Source organism: Pseudoxanthomonas sp. 68-E7 (assembly GCF_057773145.1).
In genome coordinates this window covers 592,390-614,518 of the sequence record NZ_JBYMTI010000002.1, presented here as the reverse complement: position 1 = coordinate 614,518, position 22,129 = coordinate 592,390, and the positions used below count along the sequence as shown (strand labels likewise).

The window sequence follows — 22,129 nt, the reverse complement described above, 5'->3', positions numbered from 1 at the left end:
ATGAACAAGGTCATCCATTACTTCAAGAGCCTGATGCTGCTGGAACTGCTGGGCGGACTGTGGCTGACGCTGAAATACGCGTTCAAGCCCAAGTACACCATCATGTATCCGATGGAGAAGTTCCCGCAGTCGCCGCGCTTCCGTGGCCTGCACGCGCTGCGCCGCTATCCGAACGGCGAGGAGCGCTGCATCGCCTGCAAGCTGTGCGAGGCAGTCTGCCCGGCGCTGGCGATCACCATCGATTCGGCCCCGCGCGAGGACGGCACCCGTCGCACCACCCGGTACGACATCGATCTGTTCAAGTGCATCTTCTGCGGCTTCTGCGAGGAGAGCTGCCCGGTGGACTCGATCGTCGAGACGCACGTGCTGGAGTACCACTTCGACAAGCGCGGCCAGAACATCGTCACCAAGCCGCAGCTGCTGGCGCTGGGCGATCGGCTGGAAGCCGAGATCGCCGAGCGTCGCGCCGCCGACGCCGCATTCCGCTGAGGTCCATGAGATGGATTGGGTAAATATCGCTTTCTGGATCTTCGCCGCCATCGCGGCGGTCGCCGCCGGTGCGGTGATCAGCGTGCGCAACCCGGTGCATGCCGTGCTGTGCCTCATCCTGACCTTCTTCTCGGTGGCCTGCATCTGGCTGCTGGTTGGGGCCGAGTTCCTGGGCGTGGCGCTGATCCTCGTCTATGTCGGCGCGGTCATGGTGCTGTTCCTGTTCGTGGTGATGATGCTGGACATCGACATCGCCAAGATGCGCGAGGGCTGGGTGAAATTCCTCCCGGTCGGCGTGGTGGTCGCGGTCGCGATGCTGGTGCAGATGCTGACCCTGATCGGCGTCAAGGCGCGTACCGTCGCCGCGTTCCCGGACAACGCCGCCGCCGCCGCCGCGGACGTGTCGAACACCGCCTGGCTGGCGCGCAGCCTGTTCACCGAGTTCCTGCTGCCGTTCGAATTCGCCGCCGTGATCCTGACCGTGGCCGTGGTCGCCGCGGTGATGCTGACCCTGCGCCGCCGCGCGGGCGCCAAGCACCAGGATCCGTCCGAGCAGTCGCGGGTCAAGGCCGGCGATCGCATCCGCATGGTCAAGATGGCGGCCGAAAAGCCGGTCCGCGCATCGACCGATGAAGCTGCCGAAGGGGAGGGCAAGGCATGATTACCCCGGGTCACCTGCTGGCGCTGGGCGCGGTGCTGTTCTGCATCAGCCTGGCCGGCATCTTCCTGAACCGCAAGAACGTCATCGTGCTGCTGATGTCCATCGAGCTGATGCTGTTGTCGGTGAACATCAACTTCGTGACGTTCTCCCGCGAACTGGGCGACGCCGCCGGCCAGATCTTCGTGTTCTTCATCCTGACCGTGGCCGCCGCCGAGGCCGCCATCGGCCTGGCCATCCTGGTCACCCTGTTCCGCACCCGGCGCACGATCAACGTCGCCGAAGTCGACACGCTCAAAGGCTGATGCACCCATGACAGGTCTGGAAGTCGCAATTTCCAAGAACGTGCTGCTGGCCATCGTGCTGGCGCCGCTGCTGGGCAGCATCATCGCCGGCCTGTTCGGCCGGCAGGTTGGCCGGGCGGGCTCGCACGTCGTCACCATCCTGGGCGTGGCCGCCAGCTGCGCGCTGTCGGGCTGGGTGCTGTACCAGCTGGTCGGGCAGGGCGCCTCGCCGTTCAACCAGAACGTCTACACCTTCTTCGAGGTGGGCAATTACAGCGCGCATGTCGGTTTCATGATCGACAAGCTGACCGCGATGATGATGGTGGTCGTCACTTTCGTCTCGCTGCTGGTGCACATCTACACCATCGGCTACATGGCCGAGGATCCGGGCTACCAGCGCTTCTTCAGCTACATCTCGCTGTTCACCTTCAGCATGCTGATGCTGGTGATGAGCAACAACTTCCTGCAGCTGTTCTTCGGCTGGGAAGCGGTGGGCCTGGTGTCGTACCTGCTGATCGGCTTCTGGTTCAAGCGCCCCTCGGCCATCTTCGCCAACCTCAAGGCGTTCCTGGTCAATCGCGTGGGTGATTTCGGCTTCCTGCTGGGCATCGCCGCGGTACTGTTCATGTTCGGCACCCTGGACTACGCCACCGTGTTCGCCAACGCGCCGATGCTGGCCGGCAAGGCGATTCCGGTGTGGTCCGGCGCGATCACGATGTTCGGCCAGACTTGGCAGGTGCTGGATCAACCGCTGATCTGGTCGATGGCCACCGTCATCTGCATCTGCCTGTTCATCGGCGCGATGGGCAAGTCGGCCCAGGTGCCGCTGCACGTCTGGCTGCCGGATTCGATGGAAGGCCCGACCCCGATCTCGGCGCTGATCCACGCCGCGACGATGGTGACCGCCGGCATCTTCATGGTCGCGCGCATGTCGCCGCTGTTCGAGCTGTCGCAGACCGCGCTGGATTTCGTGCTGTTCATCGGCGCCACCACCGCGTTCTTCACCGGCCTGATCGGCATCGTGCAGAACGACATCAAGCGCGTGGTCGCGTATTCCACCCTGTCGCAGCTGGGCTACATGACGGTGGCGCTGGGCGTGTCGGCCTACTCGGCGGCGGTGTTCCACCTGATGACCCATGCCTTCTTCAAGGCGCTGCTGTTCCTGGCGGCCGGTTCGGTCATCATCGGCATGCACCACGAGCAGGACATGCGCAAGATGGGTGGCCTGCGCAAGTACATGCCGATCACCTACATCACCAGCCTGATCGGCACCCTGGCGCTGGTCGGCACGCCGTTCCTGTCCGGCTTCTATTCCAAGGACACCATCATCGAGGCGGCCAAGCACCACCAGGAGCAGGCCGGCGAGTTCGCCCACAAGGTGGCCGAACTGGGCACGATGGCGCAGGGCATCAACGGCCCCAGCGAATGGGTCGCCAACTATGGCTACTGGGCGGTGCTGCTGGGCGTGTTCGTCACCAGCTTCTACAGCTTCCGCCTGCTGTACCTGACCTTCCACGGCAAGGAGCGCTTCCGCGACGCCCATGCCGGGCACGGCCATGACGAGCATGATGGCGACGCGCACCACGACGACCACCATGGCGACGATCACGGCCACCACGGCGCGCACGAGCCGCACGAGTCGCCGTGGGTGGTCACCGTTCCGCTGATCCTGCTGGCGATTCCGTCGATCCTGGTCGGTTACTTCACCATCGGCCCGATGCTGTTCGGCACCGACTGGAGCGGCCACCACGAGCAGCTGCCGTTCTTCCTGGGTGCGATCGACTTCATCAATCCGGCCGCGGACACGGTGGGGCAGTTGAAGGAAACCTTCCATGGTCCGTTCGAGTTCGCCCTGCACGGCATGAAGGCCGCCCCGTTCTGGCTGACCCTGGCCGGTTTCATCCTGGCGACCGTCCTGTACCTGTTCACGCCGGAATTGCCGGGCAAGCTGCGCCGCATCTTCGCGCTGCCGGTCCGCATCCTGGAGAACAAGTACGGCATGGACGACCTGTGGATCGGTGGCCTGGCCGGTGGCAGCGTGAAGCTGGGCAAGGCATCGCGCGCCATCGACACCCACCTGATCGACGGCGTGGCCGTCAACGGCAGCGCCCGCATCGTGGATCTGGCCGCCAACCTGTTGCGCCGTACCCAGTCGGGTTTCCTCTACCACTACGCCTTCGCGATGATCCTCGGCCTGATTGCACTGCTGGCCGTGCTCATCCGGTTCTGGCAATGACCGCCCTGGCGCTGAACTAACGGATACCACTCGTGTCGAACTGGCCTTTGCTTAGCATTCTGATCTGGCTGCCGATTCTCGGCGGCGCGCTGGTCCTCGCCCTGGGCAACCGCCGCGCCAGTGCCGCCCGCTGGGTGGCATTGGGCGTGGCCTTGCTGACTTTCCTGGCGAGCCTGCCGCTGCTGACCGGCTTCGACTTCGCCAACCCCGGCATGCAGTTCGCCGAGAAGCGCGCCTGGGTGCCGACCTTCAACATCTGGTACGCGCTGGGCGCCGACGGCATCTCGGTCGCGCTGATCGTGCTGACCACGCTGACCACCGTGCTGGCGTTGATCGGCGCCTGGTCGGCGGTGGAGAAGCGGGTCAGCCAGTACGTGGCGGCGTTCCTGTTCCTGGAAGGCCTGATGATCGGCGTGTTCTGCGCGCTCGACGCCATCCTGTTCTATGTCTTCTTCGAAGGCATGCTGATCCCGATGTTCCTGATCATCGGCGTGTGGGGCGGCCCGCGCCGCATCTACGCCTCGATCAAGTTCTTCCTGTACACCTTCCTCGGGTCGGTGTTCATGCTGATCGGCCTGATCTACCTGTACCTGAAGGGCGGCAGCTTCCAGCTGGCGGACCTGTACACGCTGCCGCTCAGCGCCAAGGAGCAGACCTGGCTGTTCTTCGCCTTCCTGATCGCCTTCGCGGTCAAGGTGCCGATGTTCCCGGTCCACACCTGGTTGCCGGACGCGCACGTGGAAGCGCCGACCGCCGGTTCGGTGATCCTGGCGGCGATCATGTTGAAGATCGGTGGCTACGGCTTCCTGCGCTTCAGCCTGCCGATCGTGCCTGACGCCGGTTTCGAATGGGCCTGGCTGGTGATCCTGCTGTCGCTGATCGGCGTGGTCTACGTCGGCCTGGTGGCGCTGGTGCAGGACGACATGAAGAAGCTGATCGCGTACTCGTCGGTCTCGCACATGGGCTTCGTCACCCTGGGCATCTTCATCGCCTTCGGCCTGGTCCGCGACTATGGCAACCTGGATGGCGCCCGCCTGGGCCTGCAGGGCGCGATGGTGCAGATGATTTCGCACGGTTTCGTTTCCGGCGCGATGTTCTCCTGCGTCGGCGTGCTGTATGACCGCATGCATACCCGCATGATCAAGGACTACGGCGGCGTGGCCAACGTGATGCCCTGGTTCGCGGTGTTCTTCGTGCTGTTCGGCATGGCCAACTCGGGCCTGCCGGGCACCAGCGGTTTCGTCGGCGAATTCATGGTCATCGTCGCCAGCTTCCAGAAGCATCCGCTGATCGCGCTGGTCGCCGCGCTGACCCTGATCATCGGCGCCGCCTATACCCTGTGGCTGATCAAGCGGGTGATGTACGGCGAAGTGGCCAATTCGCACGTGGCCGAGCTCAAGGACATCAACGGGCGCGAAGCGCTGGTGCTGGGCGTGTTCGCCATCGGCGTGCTGGTGCTGGGCGTCTACCCCAAGCCGCTCGTCGACCTGATGGAACCGTCGATTGCGAACCTGGCGATGCAGCTCGCCAACAGCAAGCTGTAAGGAAGAATGATGACCACGTCGATGCTCCCCACCGCCGCCGACCTGCTCCCGCTGCTGCCGGAAGTCGTGCTGATCGCCGGCGCGTTCGCGCTGCTGATGCTGGACCTGTTCCTGAGCGACCGCCAGCGGGTGATCACCCACGCGCTGGCCCTGGTCACCCTGGCGGTTTCGTTCTTCATGATCCTCACCGACGTCGGCGGCAGCGGATCCGTGTTCAACGGCATGTTCGTCCGCGACGTGATGGCCAACGTCACCAAGCTGGCGATCCTGCTGGTCAGTGCGCTGTCGCTGGTCTACGCCTGGCCCTACCTGCGCGAGCGCAAGCTGTATCCCGGTGAAGTGCCGGTGCTGGTGATGCTGGCGACCGCGGGCATGATGATGATGGTCTCGGCCGGCAGCCTGGTGATGGTCTACCTGGGCCTGGAACTGCTGGCGCTGTGCTCGTACGCGCTGGTCGCGCTCAACCGCGAGGACGGCCTGTCCGCGGAAGCGGCGATGAAGTACATCGTGCTGGGTTCGCTCGCCTCCGGCCTGCTGCTGTATGGCATGTCGCTGACCTACGGCGCCACCGGCACGCTGCACCTGGACGGCATCCATGCCGCCATCGCCTCGACCTCCGACCGCACCCTGCTGCTGACCGGCGTGGTGTTCATGGTGGCCGGCGTGGCCTTCAAGCTGGGCGCCGCGCCGTTCCACATGTGGTTGCCGGACGTCTACCAGGGCGCGCCGACCCCGATCACCCTGTTCATCAGTTCCGGTCCCAAGCTGGCCGCGTTCGGCATGGCTTACCGGTTGCTGGAAAGCGGCGTCGGCCCGGTCGCCGAGCAATGGCAATGGCTGCTGGCCGGACTGGCCGCGGCGTCGCTGGTGATCGGCAACCTGATCGCCATCGCCCAGACCAACCTGAAGCGCATGCTGGCTTACTCGACGGTGTCGCACGTGGGCTTCCTGCTGGTCGGCTTCGCCGGTGGCGGTGCGACCGGCTATTCGGCGGCGCTGTTCTACGCCATCAGCTACGCGCTGATGGCGGCGGCCGCGTTCGGCGCCATCGTGGTGCTGTCGCGCCAGGGCTTCGAGGCCGACAAGATCGACGACTTCAAGGGCCTGAACGCGCGCAATCCTTGGCAGGCCGGGCTGGTGCTGTGCGTGATGGCCTCGCTGGCCGGCGTGCCGCCGTTCCTGGGCTTCTGGGCCAAGCTGGTGGTGCTGGGCGCGGCGCTGAAGGGTGGCTTCACCTGGCTGGCGATCCTGGGCGTGGTCTGCGCCGTGATCGGCGCCTTCTACTACCTGCGCGTCATCAAGGTCATGTACTTCGACGAGCCGGTGGGCGAGCGCCAGCCGGCCCGCCAGGATCGGGTGGTGCCGGTCGTGTTCGGCGTGAACGCCCTGGCGCTGCTGGTGCTGGGCATCTTCTGGAACCCGATCATGTCGTGGTGCCAGCAGGCATTCGCCGGCTGAATCCCGCGGACGCGCCCGGCGTCCGCATGTTTTTCCTCCGGGCGATAGTTTTTGTTGATGTGAAGGCTTGCAAGAATCCACGGAAGCCTTCATAATTCCGCTTCTGCTGCGGGGTGGAGCAGTCTGGCAGCTCGTCGGGCTCATAACCCGAAGGTCGCAGGTTCAAATCCTGCCCCCGCTACCAAGCTTTGCGGTCGTAGGAAGCCTCCTGGCTTCCACGTCCGAAGCTCGGGCTCGTGAAAGCGCATGCTTCCGCTTTCACACCGAAATCCAGCGTTATCGGACAAGGGGCCCATCGGGCCCCTTGTTGTTTCTGCAATCTAGAATCTTCTGGCAAAGGTCATTCCGTGAGCGACAAGGCCACTCAAATCTCGGAACTCCTGGCCCCGACGGTCCAGGCACTCGGGCTCGAGTTGCTGGGCATCGAGTATCTGCCCGCACCCGGCGGCGCCACCGTGCGGCTGTACATCGACGTGCAGGATGCGGAGCGGGACACCCGGTCCATCAATATCGACGACTGCGAGGCGGTCAGCCGCGAAGTCTCGGCCCAGTTGGACGTGGAAGACCCGATTTCCGGCAACTACACCCTGGAAGTCTCGTCGCCGGGCGTGGACCGCCCCCTGTTCACCCTGGCCCAGCTCGCGCGCCACCAGGGCGAGAGCGCCAAGGTGGTGCTGAAACTGCCGCAGGACGGCCGTCGCCGCTTCCAGGGCGCCATCACCGGGATCGAGGGCGACCAGGTTGTTTTCACGGTCGACGGCGCGGCACTGTCCGTGGCCTTCGATAATATTGACAAGGCTAGGCTGGTCCCCGACTGGGCGGCACTGGGCCTGGCCCCCGAAAAACCCAAGGGCGGTGGCCGCAAGGCCGGCGCCGCGAGCGGAGCCGCCGCCGGCAAGGGCGCGGCGAAGCAGGCATCCAAGCAACAACCCAACAAGCCGGCGGCTCGCAAGCCGCGTGCGGAGTGAATGATGAGTAAGGAACTTTTGCTGGTGGTGGATGCGGTCGCCAACGAGAAGGGCGTGCCGCGCGAAGTGATCTTCGATGCCATCGAAGCCGCGTTGGCATCCGCCGCCAAGAAGCGTTACCTGGACCAGGACGTGTCGGTGCGCGTGTCGATCGACCACAAGGACGGCAGCTACGAGACTTTCCGCCGCTGGGAAGTCGTGGCCGACGACGTGGTGATGGAATCGCCGGATCGCCAGCTCCGCCTGATGGACGCCGTCGACGAGGCCGAAGGTGTCGAGGTCGGTGACTGGATCGAGGAACAGATCGAGAACCCGGACTTCGGGCGCATCGCCGCGCAGGCCGCCAAGCAGGTGATCGTGCAGCGCGTGCGCGAGGCCGAGCGCCAGCAGGTGGTCGATGCGTGGAAGGATCGCGTCGGCGAACTGGTCACCGGCGTGGTCAAGCGCGCCGAGCGCGGCAACATCTACGTGGACCTGGGCGGGAATGCGGAAGCCTTCATCCCGAAGGACAAGGGCATTCCGCGCGACGTGCTGCGCGCCGGCGACCGCGTGCGCGGCTACCTGTACGACGTGCGTTCCGAGCCCCGCGGCCCGCAGCTGTTCATCAGCCGCGCCGCGCCGGAATTCATGATCGAGCTGTTCAAGCTGGAAGTGCCGGAAGTGGGCCAGGGCCTGGTCGAGATCAAGGCCTGCGCGCGTGATCCGGGCGACCGCGCCAAGATTGCGGTGCTGGCGCACGACAGCCGCACCGATCCCATCGGCGCCTGCATCGGCATGCGTGGTTCGCGCGTGCAGGCGGTGTCGAACGAACTGAACGGCGAGCGCGTCGACATCGTGCTGTGGAACGACAACCCCGCCACCTTCGTCATCAACGCGATGGCGCCGGCCGAGGTGCAGTCGATCATCGTCGACGAGGAAAAGCACTCGATGGATCTGGCGGTGGCCGAGGACCGGCTGGCGCAGGCCATCGGCAAGGGCGGCCAGAACGTGCGCCTGGCCAGCCGCCTGACCGGTTGGCAGCTGAACGTGATGACCCAGGACCAGGTCGCCGCCAAGTCCGAGGCCGAGCAGGCCGTGGCCCGCCAGCTGTTCATGGACAAGCTGGAAGTGGACGAGGAGATCGCCGCCATCCTGGTCAGCGAAGGCTTCAGCACGGTCGAGGAAATCGCCTACGTGCCGGTCGGCGAACTGCTGGCGGTCGAAGGCTTCGACGAGGACATCGTCGAGGAACTGCGGGCCCGTGCCCGCGATGCCCTGCTGAACGAGGCGCTGGCCGAGGAGGAGGGCCTGGAGGAGAACCAGCCCGCCGACGACCTGCTGGCGCTGGAGGGCATGGACGAGGAAACCGCCTATGCGCTGGCCGCGCAGGGCGTCCGTACCAGCGAGGACCTGTCGGACCTGGCCGCCGACGAAGTGGTGGAATTTGGCATCGAAGGGCTGGACGAGGGACGCGCCGCGGCGCTGATCCTGGCCGCCCGTGCCGAGGAGATCGCCCGCCTGGAGCGTGGCGAATGATCCACCGATGAGCACCGCCCTGGCACCCGCAGGGCTTAGAATCCCCAACCTTGAAATGGGGCGCTCCTTCGCTGACGGCAGAGGGGCGCTACAAAGAAACTAGGATCCGAATGTCGCAGCAAACCACCATCCGCAAGCTGGCTGAACTGGTCAATACGCCGGTCGAGAAACTGCTGGAACAGCTGGCCGAGGCCGGCATGAAGTTCAGCGGTCCCGATCAGGTCGTGACCAGCACCGAGAAGATGAAGCTGCTCGGCTTCCTGCGCCGTACCCACGGCAAGACGGAGAAGGCGGCGGACGAGACGGCCGCGCCGAAGAAGATCACCCTGAACCGCCGCAAGGTGCAGGAAGTGACCGTCGCCGCCGGCCGCAGCAAGACCACGGTGAACGTGGAAGTGCGCCAGAAGCGCACCTACGTCAAGCCGAACGAGGCCGATGCGCCCGTCGCCGCGACCACTTCGCAGACCGAGACCGATCCCGAGCGCGCCGAGATCCTGCGCAAGCTGGAGGAGTCCAAGCAGCGCAACCTGCAGGAACAGCAGCGCCTGGCCGAGGACGATCGTCGTCGCGCCGAGGAACTCGAGCGCAAGCGCAAGGAAGAGGAGGCCGCCCGCGCGGCCGCCGAAGCCATCGCGCGCGCCGAAGCCGAGGCCAACGCCGCCAATGCCGGCGAGTCCCCCTCCGGCGAGGAGCGCCCGGCCCGCGCCGGTGGGCATCACGTGGCCAAGCAGGTGGTCCGCAAGGATCCGCCGCGCGTCGATGATCGCAACGGTGCCGCCGCGGCGGCGAACAAGCACAAGACCCGCGGTTCGCATGCGATGGTCAGCGGCATCGAGGACGACGATGCGGCCAGCCGCTTCGCCGGCCAGCTGCACCTGTCCGCCGCCGAACGCGCGCGCCGCACCACCTCGCGTGGCAAGCCCAAGCCGCGCCGGCAGATGGAACAGAGCCGTGGCGGCGGCGGTGGCGCGCATGGCTTCGAGCGTCCGACCGCGCCGGTCGTGCGCGAGGTCGCCATCGGCGAAACCATCACCGTGGCGGACCTGGCGCAGAAACTGGCGCTGAAGGGCGGCGACGTGGTGAAGGCGATGTTCAAGATGGGCGTCATGGCGACCATCACCCAGACCATCGATCACGACACCGCCGCGCTGGTCACCGAGGAACTGGGCCACAAGGCGATCCGTGCCGAGAGCAACGACGCCGAGAGCGAACTGCTGGCCCACACCGAGGAGCAGCAGGGCGACAAGGTGGCGCGTCCGCCGGTGGTCACCATCATGGGCCACGTCGACCACGGCAAGACCTCGCTGCTGGACTACATCCGCCGCACCAAGGTGGCCACCGGCGAAGCCGGCGGCATCACCCAGCACATCGGCGCCTACCACGTGGAGACGCCGAAGGGCGTCATCAGCTTCCTGGATACCCCCGGCCACGCCGCGTTCACCGCGATGCGCGCCCGCGGCGCCAAGCTGACCGACATCGTGGTGCTGGTGGTGGCCGCCGACGACGGCGTCATGCCGCAGACCAAGGAAGCCATCCAGCACGCCAAGGCGGCCAGGGTGCCGCTGATTGTCGCGGTCAACAAGATCGACAAGTCCGACGCCGATCCGATGCGGGTCAAGAACGAACTGCTGGCCGAGGAAGTGGTGGCCGAGGACTTCGGCGGCGACACCCAGATGGTGGAGATCTCGGCCAAGACCGGCCAGGGCATCGACGAATTGCTGGACGCGATTTCGCTGCAGGCCGAAGTGCTGGAACTGAAAGCCGTGGAAGACGGCCGCGCCAGCGGCGTGGTCATCGAGTCCTCGCTGGACAAGGGCCGCGGCCCGGTCGCGACGGTGCTGGTGCAGCAGGGCACCCTGAAGAAGGGCGACTACCTGGTGTGCGGCATCCAGTATGGCCGCGTGCGCGCGCTGTTCGACGAGACCGGCGGCCAGCCGGCCTCGGCCGGTCCGTCGATTCCGGTGCAGGTGCTGGGCCTGTCGGGCGTGCCCGACGCCGGTGACGATTTCGTGGTGGTCGAGGACGAGCGCCTGGCCAAGGACGTGGCGCAGCAGCGCGACGCCAAGCGCCGCGAATCGCGCCTGGTCAAGCAGGCCGGCAACCGCATGGAGGACATCCTGGCGCAGATGGGCCAGGGCGAAGGCCAGCAGGTGCTGAACCTGGTGATCAAGGCCGACGTGCAGGGTTCGGTGGAAGCGCTGAAGCAGTCGCTGGTCGGCCTGTCCAACGAGCTGATCCGCATCAACGTGATCACCGCCGGCGTCGGCGGCATCACCGAGTCCGACGCCAACGCCGCGGTCACCGCCAAGGCCACGGTCATCGGCTTCAACGTGCGCGCCGATGCCTCCGCCCGCCGGATCATCGAAGCCAACGGCGTCGACCTGCGCTACTTCTCGATCATCTATGACGTGATCGATCAGGTGAAGCAGGTGGCCTCGGGCTTGCTGGGCAAGGAAATCCGCGAAGAGATCATCGGCACCGCCGAGGTCCGCGACGTGTTCCGCAGCTCCAAGTTCGGCGCGGTCGCCGGCTGCATGGTCGTGGAAGGCGTGGTCAAGCGGAACAAGCCGATCCGCGTGCTGCGCGACAGCACGGTGATCTTCGAAGGCGAACTGGAATCGCTGCGTCGCTTCAAGGAGAACGTCGAGGAGGTCCGCAATGGTACCGAGTGCGGTATCGGCGTGAAGGCCTACAACGACATCAAGCCGGGCGACCAGATCGAGTGCTTCGAACGCATCGAGGTGGCGCGGACGCTATAAGCGTCCCGCTGGGATTGGGGATTCGGGATTGGAGATTCGTTGAATCTTCTCCCGGATTCCCGACCCTTCACGATCGCTCTTTCGAATCCCGAATCCCGAATCTCGAATCCCGTTTCAATGCCCACCAAATCCTTCCATCGCACCGACCGTATCTCCGCACAGCTCCGCCGCGAGCTGGGTGCGTTGGTGCATGAGGCCGTGCGCGAGTACGGCCTGCCGTCGGTCAGCGTGTCCGACGTCGAGGTCTCCCGCGATCTGGCGCATGCCCAGGTCTACGTGACGGCGCTGATGCCGGAGCGTTCGGCGGACGCGATCAAGGGCCTGCGGGAGCTGGCGCGTGAACTGCGCATGGAGCTGGCCCGCCGGGTCAAGCTGCGCCATGTGCCGGAACTGCACTTCCACTACGACGATTCGGTCGATCGCGGCGAGCGCATCGACCAGTTGCTGCGCGACCTGCCCGAGCGCGGGCAGGACGACGGGCAGGACTGATCGCCACGCGGCGGCGGCCCTGGCCGCGCCGTCCCCGTTTTTCGTTGATACTGCGCGGGCATGGCCCGCCGGACATCGTCGGCGTACCGGCCGCCGTGCAGGTGCTGGCCGTGCCCGAGGACCCTGATAGGACCCGGAGAGGGATGCCCCCGAAGATTCGCTTCCGCCCGCTGGATGGCCTGCTGCTGCTGGACAAGCCGCAGGGCCTGAGTTCCAACGCCGCCCTGCAGGCCGTGCGCCGCCTGTTCCGCGCCGAGAAGGGCGGGCATACCGGCAGCCTGGACCCGCTCGCCACCGGCCTATTGCCACTGTGCTTCGGCGAGGCCACCAAGATCGCCGGCCTGCTGCTCGGCTCGCGCAAGGCCTACGAGACCACCGCCGTGCTGGGCGTGACCACCGACACCGACGATGCCGACGGCGCGCCGCTGCGCCAGCGGCCGGTGCCGGCGCTGGCCGCGGGCGACCTGGAGGCGGCGCTGGCGCCCCTGCGCGGCGTGATCCGCCAGCGTGCGCCCATCTATTCGGCGCTCAAGCAGGGCGGCGAGCCGCTGTACGCCCGGGCCCGGAGGGGCGAGTCGATCGAGGCGCCGGAGCGAGAGGTCGAGGTCCATGCCATCGAGGTCCTGGCCACCGAGGGCGACCGGGTCCGACTGCGGGTCGAATGCGGTTCCGGCACCTACGTGCGCAGCCTGGTCCGCGACCTGGGCGAGGCGTTGGGTTGTGGTGCCCACGTGGCCGAGCTGCGCCGCCTGTGGGTGGAGCCGTTCCTGGCCCCGCGCATGTACACCCTGGAGGCGCTGGACGCGCTGGCCGGGCAGGGCGACGAAGCGCTGCTGGCCGCGCTGCTGCCGGTCGAGGCCGGCCTGACCGGTTTTCCCCGGCGCGACCTGGACGCCGACGGCACCCGCCGCTTCGGCATGGGCCAGCGCCTGCGCGGGCAGGGGGAGACGGCCGCGACGGTGGCCATCTTCGGGCCGTACGGGCGGGTGCTGGGCCTGGGCAGCGTGGACCCCGAGGGGACGCTGGTCCCCCAACGTCTGTTCAGCTGGGCGGTCCTGAACACCCCGGGCACGGCGCGGCCCAAACATTAAAACCTTGTTTCAAAAGGCCTCGGCGGCTACACTACGCCGCCGGTTTTGCACCGGTATTTCCTTTCGTTCACGGCGAGCCACGCGGTGCTCCGGTCTACTCCGGTATCTCCCGGCGTTCCTGCAGGCTTCGCATCTCCAGAGAAACCACATGTCCATCGATACCCAGAAGATCATTGAAGAAAACAAGCGCGGCGCCGCCGACACCGGTTCGCCGGAAGTGCAGGTCGCCCTGCTGACCGCCCGCATCGAGCAGCTGAGCGGCCACTTCAAGATCCACAAGAAGGATCACCACAGCCGTCGCGGCCTGCTGCAGCTGGTCAACCGTCGCCGCAGCCTGCTCGACTACCTGAAGAAGAAAGACAACGAGCGCTACAAGAGCCTGATCGAAAAGCTCGGTCTGCGTCGTTGATGCAATACCCCACCGCGGCGCAGCAATGCGCCGCGGTTTGCATTTGAGGGAAGGAAACCTCGCGGCATGTCCCTGAAAGGCATGCGCCTTCCCTGCAAGACACCGGCCGGATACTCCGGCCAACCGCCGACGGCACGGGCCGCGGGCGGCCCAGAATCCGAACAGGCAATATCCAAGGAAACCACGTGGCAAAAATCACCAAAACCTTTCAGTACGGCAAGCACACCGTCACCCTGGAAACCGGCGAAATCGCCCGCCAGGCCAGTGGCGCCGTCATCGTCAAGATGGACGACACCGTACTGCTGGTCACCGCCGTCGCCGCCAAGTCCGCCCGCGAAGGCCAGGACTTCTTCCCGCTGACGGTCGACTACCAGGAGAAGTTCTATGCCGGCGGCCGCATCCCCGGTGGCTTCTTCAAGCGTGAAGGCCGCGCGACCGAGAAGGAAACCCTGATCTCGCGCCTGATCGATCGCCCGATCCGCCCGCTGTTTCCGGAAGACTACAAGAACGAAGTCCAGATCATCGCCACGGTGATGTCGCTGAACCCGGAAGTCGACGGTGACATCCCGGCCCTGATCGGCGCCTCCGCCGCCCTGGCCCTGGCCGGCACCCCGTTCATGGGTCCGATCGGCGCCGCCAAGGTCGGTTACAAGAACGGCGAGTACATCCTCAACCCGACCACCAGCGAGCTGAAGGAATCGCAGCTGGAGCTGGTCGTCGCCGGCACCGCCAACGCCGTGCTGATGGTCGAATCCGAAGCCGCCATCCTGTCCGAGGACGTGATGCTGGGTGCGGTGATGTTCGGCCACCGCGAGATGCAGAAAGTCATCAACGCGATCAACGAGCTGACCGTCGAAGCCGGCACCAAGCCATCCGACTGGACCGCCCCGGCCAAGAACACCGCCCTGATCTCGGCGCTGAAGGAAGCCGTCGGCAACCAGCTGGCCGAGGCGTTCCAGGTGCGCGACAAGCTGCAGCGCCGCGACGCCATCGCCGCGATCAAGAAGGACGTGGTGGAACGCCTGGCCGGTCGCGTCGAAGCCGAAGGCTGGAGCGGCGCCGAGCTGTCGAAGGAATTCGGCGAGCTGGAATACCGCACCATGCGCGACTCCGTGCTGGACACCAAGGTCCGCATCGACGGCCGCGCGCTGGACACCGTCCGCCCGATCACCTCCAAGGTGAGCGTGCTACCGCGTACCCACGGCTCCTCGCTGTTCACCCGCGGCGAGACCCAGGCGATCGTGGTCGCTACCCTCGGCACCGCGCGCGATGGCCAGATCATCGATGCGGTCAGTGGCGAGTACAAGGAAAACTTCCTGTTCCATTACAACTTCCCCCCGTTCTCGGTGGGCGAGTGCGGCCGTTTCGGCGCGCCCAAGCGTCGTGAAATCGGCCACGGCCGCCTGGCCAAGCGCGGCGTGCTGGCGGTGATGCCGACCATCGAGGAATTCCCGTACACCATCCGCGTGGTGTCGGAAATCACCGAATCCAACGGTTCCTCGTCGATGGCCTCGGTCTGCGGCAGCTCGCTGGCGCTGATGGATGCCGGCGTGCCGGTGAAGGCGCCGGTCGCGGGCATCGCGATGGGCCTGGTGAAGGAAGGCGACAACTTCGTCGTGCTGTCGGACATCCTGGGTGACGAAGATCACCTGGGCGACATGGACTTCAAGGTGGCCGGTACCGCCGACGGCGTGTCCGCGCTGCAGATGGACATCAAGATCGAAGGCATCACCGAGGAAATCATGAAGCAGGCGCTGCAGCAGGCCAAGGCCGGCCGCCTGCACATCCTGGGCGAAATGGCCTCGGCGCTGACCTCGCCGCGCGCCGAGCTGAGCGACTATGCCCCGCGCCTGCTGACCATCAAGATCCATCCGGACAAGATCCGCGAAGTGATCGGCAAGGGTGGCGCCACCATCCAGGGCATTACCAAGGAAACCGGCACCCAGATCGACATCCAGGACGACGGCACCATCGTCATCGCCTCGGTCAATGCCGCCGCCGCGCAGGCCGCCAAGGCGCGCATCGAGCAGATCACCTCGGACGTCGAGCCGGGCCGCATCTACGAAGGCAAGGTCGCCAAGATCATGGACTTCGGCGCGTTCGTCACCATCCTGCCGGGCAAGGACGGCCTGGTGCACGTCTCGCAGATCTCCAGCGAGCGCGTGGAGAAGGTCAGCGACAAGCTGAAGGAAGGCGACGTGGTCAAGGTCAAGGTGCTGGAAGTCGACAAGCAGGGCCGCATCCGCCTGTCGATCAAGGCCGTCGAGGAAGGCGAGGGCGTGCCGGCCGAATAAGCCGGTCCTTGCCTTCACGGACAACGAAAAGCGGGCTTCGGCCCGCTTTTTGTTTGTCGCAATGCGGCAAACCGGCCCCGACTTTCGCCATAGGCGCGGCCCTGGCGGCGGATGGTATTAGTGCGGCTTCCCCCGGCCACACCACCACCACCACCACCACCACCACCGGAGCCACCCATGACCAGCCGCCGTGACCTGCTCAAACTCAGTGCGCTTGCCGCCGCCACCGCCGCGATGCCATCGCTGGCCTGGGCCGCGGGCCAATCCGGCAAGGTTGGCAAGGCCGCCAAGCCGCTGGACATCCTCATCCTCGGCGGCACCGGCTTCACCGGTCCGTTCCAGGTCGCCTATGCGCTGGAACGCGGCCACAAGGTCACCCTGTTCAACCGCGGCAAGCGCCCTTCGCCGGAATGGCCGGGCGAGGTCGAGCAATTGCACGGCGACCGCAACACTGGCGATCTGAAGTCGCTGGAAGGACGCAAGTGGGATGTCTGCATCGACAACCCGACCAGCCTGCCGTTCTGGGTGCGCGACGCCGGCCAGGTGCTGAAGGGCAATGTCGGCCATTACCTCTTCATCTCGACGATCTCGGTGTACGCCGATGGCAGCAAGCCCGGCATCAGCGAGGCCGATGCGCTCGCCCCGTACAAAGGCAAGGACGCGATGGCCGAAACCCAGGAATCGCTGCGGGCCGACATCGAGGGCCTGTACGGCCCGCTCAAGGCGCTCAGCGAAGCCGAGGCGCACAAGCAGTTCGGCGAACGGGTGACCATCGTGCGCCCGGGCTACATCGTCGGCCCGCGCGACGAGACCGATCGTTTCACCTACTGGCCGCATCGCGTCGCCCAGGGGGGCGAGGTGATGGTGCCCGGTGACGGCAAGGATCCGGTGCAGGTCATCGATGGCCGCGATCTGGGCGAATGGATGATCCGGCTGGCCGAGGCGCGCACCTACGGGGTGTTCAACGCGGTCGGTCCGAAGGAGCTGTTGCCGATGGATGCGATGTTGCAGGCCTGCGCGAAGGCGACCGGCGGCAAGGCCACCTACACGCACGTCACGCCCGAGTTCCTGGAAGCGCAGAAGGTCGAGGAATTGCCGATCTGGGTATCCGCGAAGAGCGGCCCATATGCGGGCTATGGCCAGGTCAGCAACGCGCGTGCGGTGGCAGCCGGCCTGACCTATCGTCCGCTGGAGACCACCATCACCGACCTGATGGCCTGGTTCCACAGCCAGCCTGCCGAACGCCAGGCCAAGCTGCGCGCGGGCATCAGCCGCGAAAAGGAATCCGAACTGCTGAAAGCCTGGCACGCGACCAACGGTTGAGGCGGTTGAGCAGGAGGTCGCCTCCCGCCCCGTGTCGCTATGACGCGCCGGCGGGAGCGGGGAGGGAAGGCGGCGGATCCGGGACGCGCCTGGCGGTTGGCTGCGAGCATTCGGCACGCGCGGCATCGGGTGTGCCGCGTGCGCCGGGCGAAGGAATCGCGAACGGCTCCCGGGACGAAGGCGTCCAGTCGCGTGCGTAGCCGGCTGCCAGTTCCCGTGCCCTGGCCTGCGCCGGCGCATCCAACTCCGCCAGCAGTTCACCGCTCTGTTGCTCCACCTGGGCGCGCAGGCCGCCCAAGGCCGCGGGCGCCGACTCCAACTGCCTTTTCAGGTGCAGGTACAACGCCAGCGCCTTGACCTTGTCGGGCCGCACCGCCTGCGCCAGGAAGTAGCGTCGCAATTCGTTGCGCTGCGGCGAGAGCGCGGATGCCAGGGCAAAGGCGGTATGCAGATCGCCCGAAGCGGCGCCTCGCCAGGCGAGCGCCTCGGCTTCGCGCCGGTACACGGCCAACGCGTCCAGATTCTCGAGTGTTTCATTGAGCCGGAAGGCATTGCCTACCGCGTAGTGACGCAGCGCCGGCGCGTTGCCACCCAGCGCCGCCTGGCGCCAGTAGCGCACGCGTTCGGCCGCGGTCGACAGCGCGACGCCCTCGCAATGCTCGCTCTCCTTGAGCAGGCGCTCGCTGTTGGCGGCCATCATGTCGCGCATGTTCTGGCGGGTTTCCTCGGACAGGCCGGATCCGGTATTGCTCCTGAGCTGCTCCTGTTGCTGCAGCACCTCGGAGGCGGCGACCAGCCGGTAGCGGATCTGATGGCAGTACTCGAACTCCGCGGCCAGCCGGCAGGCCGCGTTGGGGTCACCCGCATCCGCGCGCTGCCGCAGCATCGCCAGTGCATCGCGCAGCGGCGTTTCCAGCGCGGGCAACGGAGCGGCGGAAACCGCCGGCGCCGAGGGTGGCGGTGACACGGGGGAGCCGGAAGCAAGCGCCTGTCCGGTCGGCGCTTCCGGCGAAGCCGGCGCCGCGGGAGCGCCGGTGGAGCGTCCCTGCAGCCAGCCCAGATACGCCGCGAGGGGGACGAGGATTACGACCAGTCCCGACACTCCATACCGCCACCACCACCTGCCATGCATTCGTGCCGGGTCTCCATGAGTCGCCGGCGCATCATCGCATGCAGCCTCGGATCAATGTTCCCGGCGGGGAATGAAGCGTTCGATCCGGCCGCGGCGTTGCCAGTCGGGGACTTCGCGGCCAACGGCATTGCCACGAGGTGTTTCCGGCGCCACTTGCAGCGCGGGCATGGCGAGCGGCAGGGCCGGTGCGGCCGCGGCCAGATCGCTGCCCTGCACGATGCCCAGTGGCGCATAGCCGGCATAGCCGGGAAACACCTGCGACAGGTTGGCGTTGCCCATCCGCTGGATCAGGATTTCCGAGATCACCCGCCGGTAGTCGGTGGTGACCGGCACGTCGCCGAAGGTCGGGGACAGGGTCTCCGGGTTCAGTCCGGGCCAGCTGCCGTAGAAGCGGCGCCCGTTGACCGGACCGCCCAGCACCAGCAGCGGATTGCCATAGCCATGATCGGTGCCGCCGTTGGCGTTCGCGCGCACCCGCCGACCGAACTCGGATTGCACCACCACGGTGACGCGCGCCATTTCGCCGCCGGCGTTGAGCTCGTTGAAGAACGCCTGCAACGCCGAGGACAGTTCCGCGATCTTGTTCTGGTAGTAGTGATAGCCGCTGCCGGCGGTGCCCTGGCCCTCATGGGTGTCCCACCCCCCCAGATCCAGGGTGGCGTAGCGCAGGCCGAGGTTGAAGCGGATTGACTGCGCGATGGTCCACAACTGCTGCGCGAACGTACCGCCGGGCCAGCCTGCCGGTGGCGAGCCGTAGCCCTGCTGGGCGATCAGGCGCAAGGAGGCGTCGGCGCGCTGGCCGCTCAGCTGCAGGCCCGTGCGCCCGCTCCACAACTCGCTCAGGGTCTCGTTGAGGCCACGGAATCCGGCCGGCGAATCGGCGCGCCGTTCCTGCCAGGCATAGGCGCCGGCATTGAGGCGGAAATCACCCGCACTGCCCATGGTCAGCGCGGCGGTGGAGCCGAGCATGCCGGCCGGTTGGGTGGTGCCGATGCCCAGTGCGGGCAGCGCGGCGGCGGGCGTGGTGGCGGGACGGCTGTCCCAGGCGCGGGTCATCCAGCCGCTGCCGGTACCGAACTTGCCGGGTGTCCCGAGATCGATCGACAACTGCGCATCGAAATGGCTGCGGGTGACCGAGGTGGCCAGGCCGGCGGCATGCACGATGCCCAGATGGCCGCTATTCCAGAGATCGCGCAGGCCGGTCGCGGAAGGGTGCAGTCCGAAACCGGTGGCCGCGCCGCCGGCCAGGGTCAGTGGCAACGCGGCGTAGGTGCCGCTGATCGGAATCGACAGATCCGGCCGGGCCTGTTCGTAGAAACCGCGATCATCGCCGGCGATCGGCACGACCAGGTTCAGGCCGTCCATGCCGCCGCGCAGGAACAGGTGCACGACCGTGTCATAGGGATTGGTGGCCGCGCTCGCTTCCTCGGAAAAGGTGAGGATCGACCCGGCGGCCCCCACCACGGCGGCGCCACAGCAACCCTTCACGAATTCACGGCGGGTCAGGGTGAATCGGCTCATGCGGTTACCTCAGCGGGCCATGAATTCGGGGGACATCAGGATCAGCGAGACCAGGCTGCGCAGGCGCTGATGGTTGTAGTGACGCTTCAGATCGTTGATGGCCCAGGCGTCGGTGTCGGTGATGACGTAGCTGGCCGGATCGCCGTTCTGGGCCATGAAATCGACCAGTACCTGGCGGCGCGCGGGTTCGGGTTGGTAGCCCAGCAGGCGATTGCACCAGAACGTCACCAGGGTGTTGGCGGTCCATTGCGACGCGGCGACGCCGCTGCGGGTGGCCGCCACGATCGGACTGAGCGGCACGCCGGCTTCACTGGTCTCGGTCAGCCAGTTCAACAGCTTCCAGGTCATCGCCAGCGAATTGGCACCGGACCAGGCGACGCCGGTGTCCGGATAGCCGTTGGGCGCGGCCCAGTTGTAGGGCAGGTGGCCGGTGAAGCCCATCCGCCACATGAACTCGTCGCTCTTGTCGTGGCCCACCCGCAGCGTCCAGTCCTGGCCGAGCGCGCGCATGGCCGCCACCGTGGCCTCGAACGGACGCCGGTTCTTCCAGCCCCAGCTGTTGACGAAGTCGTCGGAATTGAGGATGTGGCGCAGCACGATCCCGATCTGGTCCGGATGCTGCCAATGGCTGCGGAACAGCGCGGCCGCGCTGTCGACCAGCGCCTGCCGCGGCGTGTCGGTGACGAAGCGACGGATCAGCTTGCGGCAAATGAATTTCGCCACCCGCGGATGGCTGGCCAGCCGATCCAGCACGTCGCGTCCATCCTTCATCGCCGGCTGTTCCGGATACAGCATCCGTCCGAGCAGGAACTTCGGCCCCGCGTCGTGCCAGGACTGGCGATAGACGAAGCTGCCGTCATTCTCGGTGGGGAATTCCCAATGCCCGTTCTTCGCCGACCAGCCGGTGAACGCCGCGGCGGTTTCATAGACATCGATGTCGGTATAACCGATCGGGTAGGCCGGATCCTCGGGGCACGGCGGCACTTCGAACGGATCGGTGAAGCCGAGATAGTTCTCCGCGCCCAGGGTATGCAGCTCCAGCAGTTCGCGCGCCCAGTTCTCGTTGGGGCCGGAGCGCGAATTGTTGATGTTGTCGAGGAAGTACAGCATCGAGGTGCTGGTGGCGACCGCCTCCAGCAGGGTGCGGAAATTGCCCTTGGCGTTGGCGCGGATCACGTCGCGGGTGTAGTGCGGAAACAGCGGGCCGGCGCTGAACTCGGTGACCAGCACGTTGAAGTGGTCGTGCCAGAAGTTGACCAGCACCTCGCGCAACTGGCGGCGCGAATACACCGCGCGGACGAATGCGGCGCGCTGCACCTCGTTGGCCGGGCGCATGCGGATGGCGTAGTCGGGATCGGGGGCGACGTGATCGGCCCACAACTGCGGCAGCGATTTGCCCAGGGTGGTGTAGCCGGCGCCGGCGAGCCGGTTTTCCACCGCGCTGTCGTCGATCGCGTTCCAGTCCAGCTGCCAGTCGACGTAGTTGGCCAGGCGCTGGCGATCGTCGCCGCCCAGCGCATTGAACTCGGCCAGCGTCGTCGGCGTGGCGCCGTAGCTGAGCCGGTTCAACATCCGCACCGCGAACGGCGGCGCCGGCAGGGTCAACAGGCGGGGCTCGCTCATGTCCTGCGCGACCTGGCCGGTCCGGGCCTGACCACGCTCGTCGCTGGCCGGGAGCATGGCGCGTTCGCCGCCCCGCAAACCGTACAGCCGCCGATGGCGCTGGCGCACGGCGGCCCGCAACGATTCGGCGGTGGGCGCGGAAGGAGGATCCGCGGATTCGGTGCCATGGACCGGGCGGCCACGCTGCGAGACCAGTGGGGCGCGGGTACGGAACGCGGTCCGGCGGACCGTGAAGGTTCGGCGTGTCATCGTGGTGGCTGGTTTTCCCCGGAATCGATGCCAGTATTCGGCAAGCGGGGCGAACATGACTGCGACCGCGCGCACAGGCCGGCATGT

General features: G+C 66.6%; 17 protein-coding genes and 1 tRNA gene. 15 read left to right on the top strand and 3 right to left on the bottom strand.

Features of this window, described 5'->3' with window-relative positions:
- From nuoI to AC3DE2_RS07275, 15 genes are all read left to right on the top strand, one after another.
- Positions 1–489, top strand: a complete 489-nt coding sequence (gene nuoI / locus AC3DE2_RS07345) for an NADH-quinone oxidoreductase subunit NuoI (RefSeq protein WP_295379652.1) — start codon at positions 1–3, stop codon at positions 487–489.
- A gap of 10 nt (positions 490–499) precedes the next feature.
- Positions 500–1,150, top strand: a complete 651-nt coding sequence (locus tag AC3DE2_RS07340; RefSeq protein WP_488425646.1) for an NADH-quinone oxidoreductase subunit J — start codon at positions 500–502, stop codon at positions 1,148–1,150.
- Positions 1,147–1,452 carry an NADH-quinone oxidoreductase subunit NuoK gene (gene nuoK, locus AC3DE2_RS07335; RefSeq protein ID WP_488425645.1) on the top strand — a complete coding sequence of 102 codons (306 nt, stop codon included), beginning with the start codon at positions 1,147–1,149 and terminating at the stop codon, positions 1,450–1,452. The genes AC3DE2_RS07340 and nuoK overlap by 4 nt, the downstream gene beginning before the upstream one ends.
- Before the next feature lie 7 nt (positions 1,453–1,459).
- On the top strand, positions 1,460–3,667 hold the full coding sequence (gene nuoL / locus AC3DE2_RS07330; RefSeq protein ID WP_488425643.1) for an NADH-quinone oxidoreductase subunit L: 2,208 nt from the start codon (positions 1,460–1,462) through the stop codon (positions 3,665–3,667).
- Positions 3,668–3,699: 32 nt separating this feature from the next.
- On the top strand, positions 3,700–5,211 hold the full coding sequence (locus AC3DE2_RS07325; protein WP_488425642.1) for an NADH-quinone oxidoreductase subunit M: 1,512 nt from the start codon (positions 3,700–3,702) through the stop codon (positions 5,209–5,211).
- Positions 5,212–5,217: 6 nt separating this feature from the next.
- On the top strand, positions 5,218–6,669 hold the full coding sequence (nuoN, locus tag AC3DE2_RS07320) for an NADH-quinone oxidoreductase subunit NuoN (protein WP_488425641.1): 1,452 nt from the start codon (positions 5,218–5,220) through the stop codon (positions 6,667–6,669).
- A 107-nt stretch (positions 6,670–6,776) separates the two neighbouring features.
- Positions 6,777–6,853: transfer RNA gene (locus AC3DE2_RS07315), tRNA-Met, on the top strand.
- 163 nt (positions 6,854–7,016) lie between these two features.
- Positions 7,017–7,637 carry a ribosome maturation factor RimP gene (gene rimP / locus AC3DE2_RS07310; RefSeq protein ID WP_295377096.1) on the top strand — a complete coding sequence of 207 codons (621 nt, stop codon included), beginning with the start codon at positions 7,017–7,019 and terminating at the stop codon, positions 7,635–7,637.
- A gap of 3 nt (positions 7,638–7,640) precedes the next feature.
- Entirely contained in the window at positions 7,641–9,152 is a 1,512-nt protein-coding gene (gene nusA / locus AC3DE2_RS07305) for a transcription termination factor NusA (RefSeq protein ID WP_295377098.1), read from the top strand.
- A gap of 110 nt (positions 9,153–9,262) precedes the next feature.
- Positions 9,263–11,911 (top strand): translation initiation factor IF-2, encoded by a 2,649-nt coding sequence (gene infB / locus AC3DE2_RS07300; RefSeq protein ID WP_488425640.1) that lies wholly within the window; start codon positions 9,263–9,265, stop codon positions 11,909–11,911.
- Between the two features lie 117 nt (positions 11,912–12,028).
- Positions 12,029–12,400: a 30S ribosome-binding factor RbfA gene (gene rbfA / locus AC3DE2_RS07295; protein ID WP_295377102.1), complete on the top strand. Its 372-nt coding sequence runs from the start codon at positions 12,029–12,031 to the stop codon at positions 12,398–12,400.
- Between the two features lie 143 nt (positions 12,401–12,543).
- The gene (gene truB / locus AC3DE2_RS07290) at positions 12,544–13,491 is read left to right on the top strand and encodes a tRNA pseudouridine(55) synthase TruB (RefSeq protein ID WP_488425638.1); all 948 of its coding nucleotides are present in this window, start codon (positions 12,544–12,546) and stop codon (positions 13,489–13,491) included.
- 148 nt (positions 13,492–13,639) lie between these two features.
- The gene (gene rpsO / locus AC3DE2_RS07285; RefSeq protein WP_141453283.1) at positions 13,640–13,900 is read left to right on the top strand and encodes a 30S ribosomal protein S15; all 261 of its coding nucleotides are present in this window, start codon (positions 13,640–13,642) and stop codon (positions 13,898–13,900) included.
- Between the two features lie 185 nt (positions 13,901–14,085).
- Positions 14,086–16,194: a polyribonucleotide nucleotidyltransferase gene (gene pnp, locus AC3DE2_RS07280; protein WP_488425636.1), complete on the top strand. Its 2,109-nt coding sequence runs from the start codon at positions 14,086–14,088 to the stop codon at positions 16,192–16,194.
- A 177-nt stretch (positions 16,195–16,371) separates the two neighbouring features.
- Positions 16,372–17,517 (top strand): NAD-dependent epimerase/dehydratase family protein, encoded by a 1,146-nt coding sequence (locus tag AC3DE2_RS07275; RefSeq protein WP_295377111.1) that lies wholly within the window; start codon positions 16,372–16,374, stop codon positions 17,515–17,517.
- A 37-nt stretch (positions 17,518–17,554) separates the two neighbouring features.
- Here the strand turns inward: AC3DE2_RS07275 and AC3DE2_RS07270 are convergent, their stop codons facing one another.
- The 3 genes from AC3DE2_RS07270 to AC3DE2_RS07260 form a co-directional block, all read right to left on the bottom strand.
- Positions 17,555–18,619 carry a hypothetical protein gene (locus AC3DE2_RS07270; RefSeq protein ID WP_488425635.1) on the bottom strand — a complete coding sequence of 355 codons (1,065 nt, stop codon included), beginning with the start codon at positions 18,617–18,619 and terminating at the stop codon, positions 17,555–17,557.
- Positions 18,620–18,700: 81 nt separating this feature from the next.
- Complete coding sequence (locus AC3DE2_RS07265; RefSeq protein ID WP_488425634.1) at positions 18,701–20,170, bottom strand: DUF1501 domain-containing protein; 1,470 nt, start codon at positions 20,168–20,170, stop codon at positions 18,701–18,703.
- A 9-nt stretch (positions 20,171–20,179) separates the two neighbouring features.
- Entirely contained in the window at positions 20,180–22,042 is a 1,863-nt protein-coding gene (locus AC3DE2_RS07260) for a DUF1800 domain-containing protein (RefSeq protein ID WP_488425633.1), read from the bottom strand.
- Positions 22,043–22,129 lie beyond the last annotated feature (87 nt).

Excerpts from the sequence above, each read along its gene's own strand:
- nuoI (WP_295379652.1), top strand. The coding sequence starts at position 1 with ATGAACAAGGTCATCCATTACTTCAAGAGCCTGATGCTGCTGGAACTG.
- AC3DE2_RS07340 (WP_488425646.1), top strand. The coding sequence starts at position 500 with ATGGATTGGGTAAATATCGCTTTCTGGATCTTCGCCGCCATCGCGGCG.
- nuoK (WP_488425645.1), top strand. The coding sequence starts at position 1,147 with ATGATTACCCCGGGTCACCTGCTGGCGCTGGGCGCGGTGCTGTTCTGC.
- nuoL (WP_488425643.1), top strand. The coding sequence starts at position 1,460 with ATGACAGGTCTGGAAGTCGCAATTTCCAAGAACGTGCTGCTGGCCATC.
- nuoN (WP_488425641.1), top strand. The coding sequence starts at position 5,218 with ATGATGACCACGTCGATGCTCCCCACCGCCGCCGACCTGCTCCCGCTG.
- nusA (WP_295377098.1), top strand. The coding sequence starts at position 7,641 with ATGAGTAAGGAACTTTTGCTGGTGGTGGATGCGGTCGCCAACGAGAAG.
- infB (WP_488425640.1), top strand. The coding sequence starts at position 9,263 with ATGTCGCAGCAAACCACCATCCGCAAGCTGGCTGAACTGGTCAATACG.
- rbfA (WP_295377102.1), top strand. The coding sequence starts at position 12,029 with ATGCCCACCAAATCCTTCCATCGCACCGACCGTATCTCCGCACAGCTC.
- truB (WP_488425638.1), top strand. The coding sequence starts at position 12,544 with ATGCCCCCGAAGATTCGCTTCCGCCCGCTGGATGGCCTGCTGCTGCTG.
- rpsO (WP_141453283.1), top strand. The coding sequence starts at position 13,640 with ATGTCCATCGATACCCAGAAGATCATTGAAGAAAACAAGCGCGGCGCC.
- AC3DE2_RS07275 (WP_295377111.1), top strand. The coding sequence starts at position 16,372 with ATGACCAGCCGCCGTGACCTGCTCAAACTCAGTGCGCTTGCCGCCGCC.
- AC3DE2_RS07265 (WP_488425634.1), bottom strand. The coding sequence starts at position 20,170 with ATGAGCCGATTCACCCTGACCCGCCGTGAATTCGTGAAGGGTTGCTGT.
- AC3DE2_RS07260 (WP_488425633.1), bottom strand. The coding sequence starts at position 22,042 with ATGACACGCCGAACCTTCACGGTCCGCCGGACCGCGTTCCGTACCCGC.